The 13,698-nt window shown below is 56.4% G+C and carries 14 protein-coding genes; 7 read left to right on the top strand and 7 right to left on the bottom strand.

From position 1 onward, the window contains the following. Window positions 1-111: 111 nt before the first annotated feature. Window positions 112-1,032 (top strand): LysR family transcriptional regulator, encoded by a 921-nt coding sequence (locus tag A6R74_RS17345; protein WP_082906731.1) that lies wholly within the window; start codon window positions 112-114, stop codon window positions 1,030-1,032. Between the two features lie 82 nt (window positions 1,033-1,114). Here the strand turns inward: A6R74_RS17345 and trmB are convergent, their stop codons facing one another. Genes trmB through thiS form a run of 3 tightly spaced genes read right to left on the bottom strand, consistent with a single transcriptional unit; the run spans window position 1,115 to window position 2,927 of the window. Further along, the gene (gene trmB, locus A6R74_RS17340) at window positions 1,115-1,885 is read right to left on the bottom strand and encodes a tRNA (guanosine(46)-N7)-methyltransferase TrmB (protein ID WP_064235703.1); all 771 of its coding nucleotides are present in this window, start codon (window positions 1,883-1,885) and stop codon (window positions 1,115-1,117) included. Between the two features lie 15 nt (window positions 1,886-1,900). Then, window positions 1,901-2,710, bottom strand: a complete 810-nt coding sequence (locus A6R74_RS17335; RefSeq protein WP_064235702.1) for a thiazole synthase — start codon at window positions 2,708-2,710, stop codon at window positions 1,901-1,903. A 10-nt stretch (window positions 2,711-2,720) separates the two neighbouring features. After that, the gene (thiS, locus tag A6R74_RS17330) at window positions 2,721-2,927 is read right to left on the bottom strand and encodes a sulfur carrier protein ThiS (protein ID WP_007112347.1); all 207 of its coding nucleotides are present in this window, start codon (window positions 2,925-2,927) and stop codon (window positions 2,721-2,723) included. A 137-nt stretch (window positions 2,928-3,064) separates the two neighbouring features. On the opposite strand from thiS, the gene A6R74_RS17325 reads away from it, so the two are divergent. Next, a complete protein-coding gene (locus A6R74_RS17325) occupies window positions 3,065-3,454 on the top strand; it encodes a DUF423 domain-containing protein (RefSeq protein ID WP_064235701.1) in 390 nt (129 codons plus the stop codon). Between the two features lie 142 nt (window positions 3,455-3,596). Then, the gene (locus A6R74_RS17320) at window positions 3,597-4,043 is read left to right on the top strand and encodes a DUF411 domain-containing protein (RefSeq protein ID WP_064235700.1); all 447 of its coding nucleotides are present in this window, start codon (window positions 3,597-3,599) and stop codon (window positions 4,041-4,043) included. Here the strand turns inward: A6R74_RS17320 and A6R74_RS17315 are convergent. After that, window positions 4,024-4,629, bottom strand: coding sequence for a nucleotidyltransferase family protein (locus A6R74_RS17315; RefSeq protein WP_082906730.1), 606 nt, complete (start codon window positions 4,627-4,629; stop codon window positions 4,024-4,026). The genes A6R74_RS17320 and A6R74_RS17315 overlap by 20 nt on opposite strands. Continuing rightward, window positions 4,629-5,642, bottom strand: coding sequence for an XdhC family protein (locus A6R74_RS17310; RefSeq protein WP_064235698.1), 1,014 nt, complete (start codon window positions 5,640-5,642; stop codon window positions 4,629-4,631). The genes A6R74_RS17315 and A6R74_RS17310 overlap by 1 nt, the downstream gene beginning before the upstream one ends. A gap of 223 nt (window positions 5,643-5,865) precedes the next feature. Between A6R74_RS17310 and paoA the strand changes: the two genes are divergently transcribed. The 3 genes from paoA to paoC are packed head-to-tail and all read left to right on the top strand — an operon-like array spanning window position 5,866 to window position 9,572. After that, a complete protein-coding gene (gene paoA, locus A6R74_RS17305; RefSeq protein ID WP_082906729.1) occupies window positions 5,866-6,432 on the top strand; it encodes an aldehyde dehydrogenase iron-sulfur subunit PaoA in 567 nt (188 codons plus the stop codon). Next, window positions 6,429-7,379: an FAD binding domain-containing protein gene (locus A6R74_RS17300; protein ID WP_064235697.1), complete on the top strand. Its 951-nt coding sequence runs from the start codon at window positions 6,429-6,431 to the stop codon at window positions 7,377-7,379. Before paoA ends, A6R74_RS17300 begins: the two co-directional genes overlap by 4 nt. A 3-nt stretch (window positions 7,380-7,382) precedes the next feature. Beyond that, window positions 7,383-9,572: an aldehyde oxidoreductase molybdenum-binding subunit PaoC gene (gene paoC / locus A6R74_RS17295; protein ID WP_064235696.1), complete on the top strand. Its 2,190-nt coding sequence runs from the start codon at window positions 7,383-7,385 to the stop codon at window positions 9,570-9,572. Window positions 9,573-9,591: 19 nt separating this feature from the next. Here the strand turns inward: paoC and A6R74_RS17290 are convergent, their stop codons facing one another. Next, window positions 9,592-10,023 (bottom strand): PaaI family thioesterase, encoded by a 432-nt coding sequence (locus A6R74_RS17290; RefSeq protein ID WP_064235695.1) that lies wholly within the window; start codon window positions 10,021-10,023, stop codon window positions 9,592-9,594. Window positions 10,024-10,274: 251 nt separating this feature from the next. Continuing rightward, window positions 10,275-12,449: a malate synthase G gene (locus A6R74_RS17285; RefSeq protein WP_064235694.1), complete on the bottom strand. Its 2,175-nt coding sequence runs from the start codon at window positions 12,447-12,449 to the stop codon at window positions 10,275-10,277. 247 nt (window positions 12,450-12,696) lie between these two features. Here A6R74_RS17285 and A6R74_RS17280 point away from each other — a divergent pair, with 247 nt between their 5' ends. Continuing rightward, on the top strand, window positions 12,697-13,689 hold the full coding sequence (locus tag A6R74_RS17280) for an alpha/beta hydrolase (protein WP_064235693.1): 993 nt from the start codon (window positions 12,697-12,699) through the stop codon (window positions 13,687-13,689). Window positions 13,690-13,698 lie beyond the last annotated feature (9 nt).

The raw sequence follows: 13,698 nt of genomic DNA, 5'->3' as shown, positions 1-13,698 counted from the left end.
GTATGCGTTTTAGTTCTAGTGGTGAGCCAAAGTTGCAAGCTTACTGTTTATAAAGCATGTTTTTTATCTGCCGATTAATTAGTTAAATACGGCTAAAGCGAGTTTAAGATAATGAAAATAAAAGAAATTGAAGCGTTTGATGCCTTTATGAAACACGGCACAACGAAGGCTGCCGCAGAAACGTTAGGCATTAGTCAGTCAATGGTAAGCCGCTTGCTAATCGGCCTGGAGGACGAGCTAGGCTTTGCGTTGTTCAAACGTGCCCGTAACCAGCTTTCGCCAACGCCAGAAGCATTTTTATACCATGCGTCCGTTTTACGACTGATGGCGAGTATTCGAGACACTCAAAAAGACGCGGATGCTATTGCTAATAACCAGTTGGGCAGCGTTGTAGTCGCTGCCCAGCCCATTTTTTGCGACACCTTTTTACTCGATGTCATTAAGCGCTTTAAACAAAATCACCCTAATGTAGGCGTTCGAGTTATCGACGCAGGGTTGCAAGAGTTGCTTAAAATGATCGACAACAATACTTGTGATGTGGCGCTGGGGATAACGCTGGAAGCCGACACTTATGGGGCAACAGTCAGTAGTCTTGCGCGCTGTTCCGCACGCTGCATCATGCATCGTACGCACCCGCTTGCTAAGCAAAACGTTGTCTCGATCACGAGCTTACAAAATCAGACATTCGTAGAGCTAATGGCGGATAGCCCACTGCGTGCAAGGGTGGATTACATCATGCAGACCATTGATATAAAAAGGCATATTGCCGCTGAAATGCGCCATATGCGCGGGGTATGCGCATTAGTTGATCGCGGGCTTGGGGTCGCAGTGATTGACCCGATTGCAGAACTACTACTTCAGGGAACAGCTGTTGTATCAAGGCCAATGGAACCAACCATTGAGTGGGAAATTGCCTTACTGAAATCTAAACACAGGCCGTTAAGTAACGTGGCTGAATCTTTCTGCGAAGAGATATACGCTGAAATCGACAGCTTGCATCAAATGGGTATCTTAATATCGCTTAATAATTAACAGACGCCCGCTCAGGATTGATTCTGACCGTGGCGTCTAACGCTGCAATAATCCTTCTCTGTCAATCTAGTTGGCAGAACGTTTAGGCTTCCCGACGGTAAATCAAATCCCACACACCATGGCCGAGTTTTTCGCCACGCGCTTCAAACTTGGTTAGCGGACGAAACGCCGGGCGCGGCACGTAGGGAGCTGTTTCCGCGCTGGCGGTGTTGGCATAGCCGGGGGCCGCTTCCATTACCTCGGCCATCCATTCCGCGTAGGCTTCCCAGTCGGTGGCCATATGGAAAGTGCCGCCGGGCATAAGGCGGGTACGGATCAGCTCAACAAAGGCAGGCTGCACGATGCGCCGTTTGTGGTGCTTCTTCTTCGGCCAGGGGTCGGGAAAGAACAGCTGCAGCGTGGTCAGCGAGCCTTCGGGAAGGCCCTGCTCCAGCACTGCCAGGGCATCCTCTCGGTAAACGCGCAGATTGGTCAGGCCGCGTTTGTCGACTTCATCCAACAGCTTGCCAACGCCGGGAGCGTGCACTTCAATGCCGATAAAGTCGGTATCCGGGTGGGTCTCGGCCTGTTCTATCAGCGAGTTGCCCATGCCAAAGCCGATTTCTACGACCCGCGGAGCCTGACGGCCGAACAGGGCGTCCAGGTCTTGGCGGCCGTCGGCGATGGTCAGGCCAAAGCGCGGCCAGATATCTTCTAAGCCACGGTTCTGGGCCTGGGTCATACGCCCCGCGCGGATCACGTAACTTTTAATGCCGCGGCGGTGCAGTGGTGCATCCGTACCTTCTGGGCCTGTGGTGGCGTTGCTTTCGGGCGCGGTGTGACTTTCTGGTACGGTATCGTTGGGTTCAGTCATGGGGTCTCGAATCAATTAACCGTTAATACGGCCAGCGAAGGGTGAAGAGGGATCGGCGGACTGGCGGCGCGGCATGCGCCCGGCTAAAAACGCATCGCGACCGGCTTCTACGGCCAGCTTCATGGCGTTGGCCATGCGTAGCGGGTCGCGGGCGTGGGCAATGGCGGTGTTGAGCAACACGCCATCGCAGCCTAGCTCCATTGCCATGGCAGCGTCCGACGCCGTGCCAATGCCCGCATCTACCAGTACCGGTACCTTGCTCTGTTCAACGATTAAACGCACATTGTGCGGGTTCTGAATGCCGTGGCCAGAACCGATCAACGAGCCTAGCGGCATGATGGCGCAGCAGCCCATGGCTTCTAATTCGCGTGCCACAATAGGATCGTCGCTGGTATACACCATGACGTCGAAGCCATCGGCGAGCAGCGTTTCAGCGGCTTTTAGTGTCTCGACCACGTTGGGGTAAAGCGTGTGATCGTCGCCCAGCACTTCCAGCTTGACCAGCTTGTGACCGTCGAGCAGCTCACGGGCCAGGCGGCAGGTGCGAACGGCATCTTTAGCGTTGTAGCACCCGGCAGTATTGGGTAGCAGGGTGTAGCGCTCGGGGGAAATAACGTCTAACAGGTTGGGCGCATCGGCGTCCTGGCCTAAATTAGTACGGCGCACCGCAAAGGTCACGATTTCAGCGCCGCTTTGGGCAATGGCAGCGCCGGTTTCGGTAAAGTCCTTGTACTTGCCTGTTCCCACCAGCAGGCGCGAGTGAAAGTCGCGTCCGGCGATAGTGAACGGGGTATCGGCTAGCGGTTCATGAGTTAACTGGGTCATAGTGTTTCCTTTAGCCGCCGCCAATGGCATGCACAACTTCTACATGGTCGCCATCGACCAGACGGGTGTCGGCGTGCTGGCTGCGGGGGACAATCTCTTCGTTAATTTCGACGGCGATACGACGACCGCTAAGGCCCAGCTGTTCAACTAAGTCAGCGGCGGTTAGGCCAGGCGACAGCGTATGGGGTTCACCGTTTAGACGTATCTGGATAGACATAAATAGGTGTGTCTCATTCGTCGTGGCAGTTCGTACTCTCAGGTATTCTCTATTGTAGCGGTTTCGCGCCGCGCAAGGTAAGCCGTAGCAGCAATCAGCGTGATGGGTGCCGATCATAATTGAAGCAGGAGAGCAGCGTGCAACGGATAGATAAAGTGTGGTGGTGCGTAGCGGCGCTGTCTGGCGCCGTGATGGTGATGCTCGGCGCCTACGCGGCCCATGGCTTGGCGGCACGTACTACCGAAATGATGGTGAGTGCCGTTGAAACTGGTGTGCGCTACCAGGCATGGCATACGCTCGCCATTATGGTGGTGTTGGTATGGCGACAAGTGCAGCCGCTGGCCGGTCAGCGTTGGGTGCTGGCGTTGTGGACGCTGGGGGTTGTGTGCTTTTCAGGCTCGCTTTACCTGATGGCGTTGGTGGGGCTGAATCTTGGCATTGTCACACCCATTGGCGGGCTGCTGCTGATGGCAGGCTGGCTGGCGCTTGGGGTGGTAGCACTGTTAGCGCAGCACCGCTATCGCTAACCTTGATCTGTCGGGGCGTATCTTGACCTTGAGGCAACACACAGGTGGTAAGCTTTACGCCTCTGCCGTTGTATGGCTGATATAGCAGCGTGCCTCGCCGTTTTACTCAATATTTTAGTCGTTTCTATCAAGGAGGTTATTTATGAGCCGTTTAACTACCTCACTATTGCTGTCTGGTGCACTGGTTCTGGGGGCGACCTCGGCGCATGCGGCACTGCCTGACGAAGCCACGCTTTACAAAAATCCCCAGTGCGGCTGCTGTGACGAATATGCGCGCCATCTTGAAGAGCTTGGCGTAGAAGTGACGATTATTGATGACGTAGAGCTGGGCGATATCAAACAGCAGGCGGGCGTGCCCTATGGCCTGGGCTCTTGCCATACCATCGAGATGGGCGAGTATTGGATCGAGGGCCATGTGCCGATGGAAGCCGTCACCAAACTGTTTGAAGAGCAGCCTGACGTCGATGGCATTGGCCTAGCGGGGATGCCCATCGGCACGCCGGGTATGCCGGGGCCACAAAGTGAACCCTATGACGTCTACGCGTTTAGCGACCAGCAAGATGAGCCGTTTATGACGCTGGCGCCGTGATGCTGTGCTCCTCCGGCGTGTCGATATCGATAAGCGTGCCGTTGTCCTGCACGGCATACTCTCGGTAGTGCGCCGCGTGGCGACGAATAACGTCTTTGGCACCGGCATCGCCGCTTAAAGATTGAAGGGCTGGCCATAGGGAACGTCCGAATATAACCGGATGGCCTGGTTGGCCTTTGAAACAGGGCCTCACGATGGTGTCGTGAGTGGCTAGCTGCTGTAGCGCGGATAGCGTGTCTCGCTGAAGGTAGGGCATATCGCCCAATAAAATCGCCACCGCTTCCACGTTAGAGAGGTGAAGATCATTGCTAAGCGCAGCTACCGCCTCGGCCAGACTTGAACCCAGGCCAAGGCGCGCCTGACGAATACGAATAAGCTGTGTGCCTTCGGCAAGCCCTAAAAGGTCTGCGTCGTCCTCTTCGCGGATCGCCACGCGCAGCAGAGGAAAGGCTTGCTCGGCGTTGGCGACGCTGGCAGCTAACAGCGTGCGTCCATCAGCCAAGCACGCGCAGCGCTTGTCGCGCTCACCAAACCGGCGCGAGTAACCGGCGGCCATGACCAATGCGACAACGTTGCTAGAGTTCATCAAGACAGCTCATCGATAGTTCTTCCGTGCTGCACCCGCACGATATCCGCCATAACAGCGAGGGCAATCTCAGCCGGGGTCTTGCTTCCCAGTGCTAGGCCAATCGGCATATGCAGGCGGCCGACCTCCTCTTCTGTTAACCCTCCAGAGCGAATCAACCGCTCAGCGCGCGCAGTTGATGTGCGTCTTGAACCCATCACGCCGATATAGAAAGCGGACGTGCGAACGGCTTCCATCATGGCTAAATCATCAATACGCGGGTCGTGAGTGAGCGCCACAACCGCCGTTGCGCTATGGCAAGCGCCGGAGGCAATGTACAGCGAGGGCAGTAACGCTTTGACGGCCACCCCCGGCACTGCAAAGTCTGCGCAGGCCGCCTCGTCTGGATCGCAGACGATCACTTCAAACCCCAGAGTGGCGGCAAAGGCGGCGCAAGGGGTGGAAATGGGCGAAATGCCGGCAATAATGAGTCGTCTGGCTGGGGCAATCCGCATTTGAACAACATCTTGCCGATCATGTTCTTGCTCATCGTATGGTTGTTCATCCAACCGAACCACGCGAGGGCCGAGCGTGGCATCCTCGCTGAAGGATTGCTCTCCCGTGGTTAAATTCACGTTTCGTATCAAACGGTGATGGCCATCAAGGGTAGCTAGCAGGGTGGCCAAGTGCTTCTGGGTGTCAGCTGTTGAGCGCAGGCGTTCGATCAACACTTCTAAAACACCGCCACAGGGAAGCGCAATATGCGCGCCTTGGGTATCGTCGGGATCACCATAGCGTGTCACAGTTATTGGGCGATCGTATTCTCCCACGCCGAGACGCTTTATAAAGTCATCTTCTACACAGCCACCCGAAAGCGAACCGATGTGCTTGCCCTCTTGGCTGACGACCATCCAAGAGCCCGGCGCGCGCGGCGAAGAGCCAAATGTGGCCAGCACGGTACACAGCCAAATCGTTTTCCCTTCCTGAGACCACTTAAGCGCTTGCTCAATCACTTGCCGATCCAAATGCTGCATTTATAACGCTTCCAATAGTTAGCAAACGGCATCCATTGCTTGTTTTGGCGTGGGCATAAGACTTATAGCCTAGCGTAGCAACCGCATGTACAGAGGATGTAATAGATCTTTTTTTTCAGAACCTTTATGCCCGAAAGCCGGGTTGCTTACTCCAATCATGACTATGCTGAAGTCGTGACGACATTCATAAAGCGACAGCAATGAGCAAGGAAGGCACATAGTTATGAACCCACTTAACAGCGCTGAAAGGCATCGCGAAACTGCGCAGAATCGCGCGGAGCGCTCGAATGTCTCTTTAGTGGTTAATGGAGCAAGGCACCAGCTTGAACTGGATAATCGAACGACGCTGTTGGATGCCTTACGTGAACATTTAAAGCTCACCGGCACCAAGAAGGGTTGCGACCACGGGCAGTGCGGCGCCTGCACGGTATCGGTGAATGGCGAACGGATTAACGCCTGCCTGACGCTAGCCGTCATGCATGAAGGCGATGACGTTGTGACCATCGAAGGGATGGGAGAGCCCGACGATCTTGACCCCATGCAGCAAGCTTTCATCGATCATGATGCCTTCCAGTGCGGCTACTGCACGCCGGGCCAGATCTGTTCGGCAAAGGCAGTACTTGAGGAGATTCGTGCGGATCTGCCCAGCCATGTAACGAAGGATCTAACCGTACCGATTGAGGTGACCGACGCCGAGATTCGCGAGCGCATGTCGGGCAATCTCTGCCGCTGTGGTGCTTACGCCAATATTCTAAAAGCCATCAATCAGGTAGCGGAGGAGCATGCATGAGAGCCTTCTCCTATGAACGCGTATCAGATCCCGCTCTAGCGGCCGCCCGCGCTGCTGAAGTGCCTGGCGCCAAATTTATTGCCGGTGGCACCAACCTGCTTGATTTAATGAAGCACGAGATTGAAACCCCGCTGCACCTGATTGATGTAACGGGTACCGGGCTCAACGCTATTACCGAGACCAGCAGTGGCGGTTTGCGTGTCGGGGCGTTGGTCAGCAATAGCGTGCTGGCCGCCGACCACCGAATTCGTCGCGATTATGCGGTGCTCAGCCGAGCCCTTGTCTCTGGCGCATCGGGCCAGCTTCGCAATAAAGCCACTACCGGCGGTAATCTGCTCCAGCGCACGCGCTGCCCGTATTTTTACGACACCGGCATGCCCTGCAACAAGCGCTCGCCTGGGGCTGGCTGTGCGGCACTCGGTGAAGGCGCCAGCTCGCGTGGGCTGGGCGTTATCGGCACGTCAGAGGCGTGTATCGCCACTCATCCCTCGGACATGGCTGTTGCGCTCAGGGTATTAGATGCCGAAGTGGAAACCGTTACGCCGAGTGGGGAGACGCGATACCAGTCGCTGGATGCGTTTTACCAATTGCCTGGCGACACCCCAGAGGTTGAAAACACGCTGGCGCCGGGCGAGATGATTACCGGTGTTGTGCTGCCCGCGCCTGTTGAAGGCCGTCATGGCTATTTTAAGGTGCGCGATCGAGCGTCTTACGCTTTTGCGCTGGTATCCGTTGCGCTTATCCAAACGCCGGATGGCAGCGGCCGTGTCGCGCTTGGCGGCGTGGCCCCGAAGCCTTGGCGCCGTGACGCCGCCGATGCGGCGTTGCCTCAGGGCGCATCAGCGGTCATGAGTCAATTACTAGATGGTGCCCGCCCGACCCAAGAAAACGCTTATAAGCTTACTCTGGCAGAGCGAACGCTTGCCGCGCTGCTGGCTCAGGAGTGACCCATGGACTTTAATCAATCAGCGGAAGATAACCTGTTCGATCACGCCCGTATTATCGGCAAACCCCATGCGCGAATCGACGGCACGCTTAAGGTGATGGGGCGTGCGCCCTATGCTTACGAGCGTCATGACGTTGTGGCAAAACAACTGGTGGGTTATCCCCTATGCGCGACCATTGCCAAGGGGCGAATCACCCATATGGATGCGTCTGCTGCCCGCGCCGCGCCGGGCGTTGTATCAGTGGTAACAACGCTTGAGATTGAACCGCTTGAACGCTCGGAAAACAACGTTGCCCGGCTTTTCGGTGGCGATAAGATCGCCCACTACCACCAAGCAATTGCGGTAGTCGTAGCAGATACCTTGGAGCAAGCGCGAGCTGCCGCAACGCTGATCGACGTCAGCTATCAACAAGAGCAGGGTGTCTTCGACCTTGAAGCTGCCTGGGAAAAGCTGGATAACACTGGCGAACCGCTGTCAGACGTGGGTAACGTTGAAGGCGCGTTTCAAGCTGCGGCCTTCTCGCTAGATGAAATTTATCGCACCGCTTCCCAAAGCCACGCCATGATGGAACCCCACGCGTCGATTGTTGATTGGTCAGATGGCGGCCAGATGACGGTGTGGACGTCGAACCAGATGATCGAAATGAATAAACAGGCGTTGGCGACCTCCTTCAATATCGACCCCGACACGATTCGTGTCGAAAGCCCCTTCATTGGTGGAGGTTTTGGTGGAAAGCTATGGCTACGCGCTGATGCGGTACTCGCCGCCCTCGGCTCGCGGGCCTCAGGGCGGCCGGTCAAGCTGGCTTTGCCTCGCCCGCTGGTGTTCAATAATGCTACTCACCGCTCTGGCACCATTCAGCGACTGCGAATCGCTGCCGATACCCAGGGCAAGATAACCGCCTTCGACCATGCCGCGGTTTCGCATACCCTGCCCGGCGGCAGCGGCGAGAACCCGGTCAATCAAACCCGCACTTTTTATGCCGGTGCGAGTCGCCGCGTCGCTCATCAGCCTGTTGAGATGGATCTACCCGAATCGGCGGATATGCGCGCTCCCGGCGAAGCCTCAGGGCTTGCCGTGCTGGAAATTGCCATGGATGAAATGGCGCAGAAGCTGGGCATGGATCCTGTCGAGTTCAGAATACTCAATGACACCCAAGTCGACCCAGAAGATCCCTCAAAGCCCTTTAGCGAGCGCTATTATGTTGAGTGTTTACGCCAAGGCGCAGCAGCCTTCGGCTGGGAGGCGCGCAATCGCACGCCTGGGGAAAAACGCGAAGGAGAGTGGTTGATCGGTCACGGTATGGCAGGGGCCTATCGCGGAGCGCCCACGCTGGATTCCGGGGCACGCGTACGTTTGCAGGGCGGGCGGCTGATCGTTGAGACCGATATGACCGATATCGGCACCGGCTCCTACACCATTCTCGCTCAGACAGCTGCCGAGACAATGGGGATGGCCATGGAGGATGTGGAGATTCGGCTAGGCAACAGTACCTATCCTATTTCTTCCGGGTCGGGCGGGCAGTTTGGCGCTACTAGTTCTACCGCTGGTGTGTACGCCGCCTGTTTGGCGCTTCAAGAGCAAATAGCCAAGCACTTAGGTGTCGAAAAGCCACGTTTTGAAAACAGCCGCGTGCTAGCCGGGGATACTGACTTGGCGCTTGCCGATGTGGCAGATGGTGAGGAGCTTGTCGCCGAAGATACTATCCACTTTGGCGACTTTAAAGACGACATGCAGATTGGCACCTTTGGGGCGCATTTTATTGAGGTAGGCGTGCATGCCTATACCGGCGAGACGCGTGTTCGGCGTATGCTCGCGGTGTGTGATGCGGGCCGCATCCTAAATCCGATCACCGCGCGTAGCCAAGTGCTTGGCGGTATGACGATGGGCGTGGGTGCAGCTTTGTCGGAGGGGCTAACCGTTGACCTTGAGCGCGGTTTCTTTGTTAATCACGACCTTGCCAGTTACGAGGTGGCGGTTCACGCCGATATCCCCGAGCAGGAGGTTATTTTTCTGGATACCACGGATGCGGCTTCATCGCCCCTAAAAGCCAAGGGAGTCGGTGAGCTTGGCATCTGTGGCGTGGCGGCGGCTATCGCCAACGCGGTTTATAACGCCACCGGCGTTCGGGTGCGTGAATACCCCATAACCCTTGATCGAATGATCGACCAACTCCCTGATACTGCACCTTGATAGCCTGAGGCGGGGTGACTCACGCTGAAACGCCATCAGGTTTTTGAGGCAATGCATAGCTGGCGGTGACATGCACCACCGGGCGCGTTTCGTCGCTGGCTGAGAACAGCTGTACTTCGCCCACTGCTAAGCGGCGGCCGAGTTTGATCAGCTTGGCGTGGGCGATAATATCGTGATCACCGGAGGCTGCGCGGAGGAAGTGACAGTTTAAATCGCTGGTCACGGCCATTGGTTCGGGGCCAATTTGCGCCAATATCGCCACGTACATAGCCACATCCGCAAAGCCCATCATGGTAGGCCCGGAAATCCGTGGGCCGGGGCGCAAATGCTCGTTGCCTATCTTCAAGCGCATGGTGGCCGTCATGTCGCCCACGCTCTCTATCTTGCCCATCCGCTGGGGGAACACTTCATCCAGGAAGTGCTCAATCTGTTCGGCGGTCATTACAGTCATTGTTGTTTTCACTCTCTCAGGCCATTCATGCCGCTGGCAGTAGGCTGACGAGAGGGCGCTGTAACCCCTACCCTGGGCGCTACTTATGCCATCCATGGAATAAGACCCTCTCTTTAGCCTACTCCCAACTTCTGCGCATGCTTCTGTTTACGTTAACGTCAAGAAGCATAAATAAAAAAGCCCCGAGGTGCGAGCCTCGGGGCTATGTTTCATAGCTTTGTTTCAGGGCTATGTTTCAGGGGGAGGCTCGTTTACTTCGCCTTATGCACCTGACGCCACTCGTGCAGTAGCGGCTCGGTGTAGCCGGAAGGCTGTACGCGGCCTTTGAAGATCAGGTCAGAGGCGGCTTTGAAAGCGGTAGAGCCTTCAAAATCGGCGCTCATGGCGGTGTAGGTGGGGTCGCCTGCATTCTGCTCGTCGACCACTTTGGCCATACGCTTGAGGGTCTCTTCTACCCGCGGCGCATCGACAATGCCATGGTGCAGCCAGTTGGCGATGTGCTGGCTGGAGATACGCAGCGTGGCGCGGTCTTCCATCAAGCCCACGTTGTGAATGTCCGGCACTTTTGAACAGCCCACGCCGTGCTCTACCCAGCGCACTACGTAGCCGAGAATACCCTGGCAGTTGTTATCCAGCTCCTGCTGCTTCTCTTCATCCGACCAGTTGGCGTTTTCCGCCACGGGCACGCTGAGTAGCTCATCCAAATAGTCGGGCTCGCCCAGGCCTTCCAGCTCGCGCTGAACGTCGGTGACATTCACCTGATGGTAGTGGAGTGCGTGCAGCGCCGCCGCCGTAGGAGAGGGCACCCAAGCAGTGTTGGCACCGGCTTTCGGGTGGCCGATTTTCTGCTCCAGCATGTTGTGCATCAGGTCGGGCATGGCCCACATGCCTTTACCGATCTGGGCGCGACCGCGCAGGCCGCAGGCAAGGCCCACCTGCACGTTGCTCTTCTCGTAGGCCTGAATCCATGCGGCGCCTTTCATGTCGCCCTTGCGCACCATGGGGCCCGCTTCCATGGCGGTATGCATTTCGTCACCGGTACGGTCGAGGAAGCCGGTGTTGATAAACGCCACCCGTGAAGCTGCCTCGGCAATACACGCCTTGAGGTTAACCGTGGTGCGGCGCTCTTCGTCCATGATGCCCATTTTCAGGGTATCGCGGCTCATGCCCAGAATGTCTTCGACGCGACCAAACAGCTCGTTGGCGAAGGCGACTTCTTTAGGGCCATGCATTTTCGGCTTAACGATATACACAGAACCGGTGCGCGAGTTGCGCGGCTGGTCGGCGTCTTTTTTCAGATCGTGCAGCGCGAGCAGCGAGGTGACGACTGCATCCAGGATACCTTCCGGTAGCTCATTGCCTTTGTCATCCAAAATCGCTGGTGTGGTCATTAAGTGACCCACATTACGCACGAACATCAGCGAACGGCCGGGCAGCGTGACGCTACCGCCATCGGTGGTTTGCCAAGTGCGATCAGCGTTCAGCTTGCGGGTAAAGGTTTTGCCGCCTTTTTCGATCTTCTCTTCTAGATCGCCCTTCATTAGACCCAGCCAGTTGCTGTAAACACCGACCTTGTCTTCTGAGTCCACGGCGGCAACGGAGTCTTCGCAATCCATGATCGCGGTCAGCGCAGCTTCCACCACCACGTCTTTAACGCCTGCCGGGTCGGTTTTGCCGATAGCGTCGCTGGGGTCAATCTGAATTTCCAGGTGCAGGCCATTGTTACCCAGCAAAATGGCGTCGGGTTTCGCCGCTTCACCGCTAAAACCAATTAGCTTGCCGGAATCCTTAAGGCCCGTCTCACGACCGCCTTCCAGCGTCACCACCAGGTGTTCATCACGAATAGCGTAGTTCACTGCATCACGGTGCGAGCCAGTTGCCAGCGGCGCCGCACGGTCAAGCACGCCACGGGCGTAGGCAATCACTTTGGCGCCGCGTTTCGGGTTAAAGCTGGTGCCTTTTTCCGCGCCGTCGCCTTCTGAAATCGCATCGGTGCCATACAGGGCGTCGTAAAGACTGCCCCAGCGCGCGTTCGCCGCGTTCAGCGCATAGCGTGCGTTGCTCACCGGTACGACCAACTGAGGCCCCGCTTGAACGGCGACTTCACGGTCAACGTTGGCGGTGGTCGCTTTGACGTTGGCCGGCGCTTCGGCCAAGTAACCGACCTCTTTCAAGAAGCGGCGGTAGCCCGGCATATCGGTCACTGGGCCGGGGTTTTCCCGGTGCCATGCGTCGAGTTTTTCTTGCAGAGCATCGCGCTCTTCAAGTAATTGACGGTTTTTTGGGGTCAAATCATAAAACAGGGCATCCACACCGGCCCAAAAGGCATTTTCATCAACGCCTGTTCCCGGTAGCGCCTGCTCATTGATAAAACGATCTAAATCGCCTGCCACCTGTAAACGGTGGCGCGTGATACGCTCGCTCATGGGGGTTTCTCCTGTGAGGATGCTCGTGGGCACTCTGTTCTTTAGAATCTGTTCTTTAGAACATGGTTGGCCACGGGCAGATTAAAATGTATTTATGGAAAATAATTCCACATCTGCTCGGGCATGTAAACAGCGTAGACCCTAATGCGCTAAAATGCTCGACCAAATGACTAGGCATTAGGTGCTGGGAGCGCTACCCATCTGCCGCGCCTGGGCCAATGGACAATGGCGTTATGGAGAAACATCGATGAGTGATTTCCAACATCTGGAAGGCTTGTTTCGCCACGCCTCGGGCGATACCGCCCTTAACCGCCTTTTGCCAGGGGAAATATTGGCAGACGCCATGCAAGGCTATTTCCAGCACTATGGCTTAGAAGCGCTGCTGTTAGATACCAGTGAAGTGCATGCAGGTTTTATTGATACGGGGCGCTTTGCACTGTGGTGCCAAGTGTGGAGCCCTCCGCAGCCGGTGGGCACTGCCTTTGTGGTTCACGGTTACTATGACCATATGGGGTTATATCGCCATTTGCTTGAACGCCTGCTGGCGAAGGGCTGGCGAGTGGTGTTGTGGGATCTACCCGGCCACGGACTTTCCAACGGGGCGCGGGCGGCAATAGAAGATTTCGATGATTATCAACACTGCCTGGCCCATTTGCAGACGACTCTTAAGGAACAAGGCATGGCGCCTGAGCCATGGTTAGGCGTGGGCCAGAGCACCGGTGGGGCGATTCTGGCCACCGACGCGCTCACCCGCCGTGAGGCTTCCGGCTGGTCAGGTTTGGTGCTGCTGGCGCCCTTGGTAAGGCCTTGGGGGTGGAGCCAAACAAGCTGGTTGCACTTGATAGCCAGTCCGTTCATAAAAGAGTTGCCGCGTAAATATCGCTCCAACTCTAACGACGAGCAGTTTACCGAGTTTCTACGTAATAGTGACCCGCTGCAGCCCGAGCGGCTAAGCGTTGCTTGGGTTAGCGCGATGCGCCGCTGGATGCCGCGACTGCTGGCCCAGGAGCCCAATCCATTGCCAACCTTGATACTTCAGGGCGAGCAGGATTTGACCGTCGATTGGGAGTGGAATTTAGCCATACTGGCGAAGAAGTTTCCCAATGCCGACATTCATCGCCACCCGGAAGCTCGCCACCATTTAGTCAATGAATCTGATGCCATTCGGGAAGAACTGTTTGAAGCGCTGGATGTGTTTGTCGATAGTGTTGTCGGCGATGTTGGCAAAAATATGCATTAACGTACTTTT

This window comes from Halomonas sp. ALS9, assembly GCF_001651035.1.
Lineage (GTDB): Bacteria > Pseudomonadota > Gammaproteobacteria > Pseudomonadales > Halomonadaceae > Vreelandella.
Note: the sequence above shows the minus strand (reverse complement) of the source record. Positions and strands in the feature narration are given on the sequence as shown.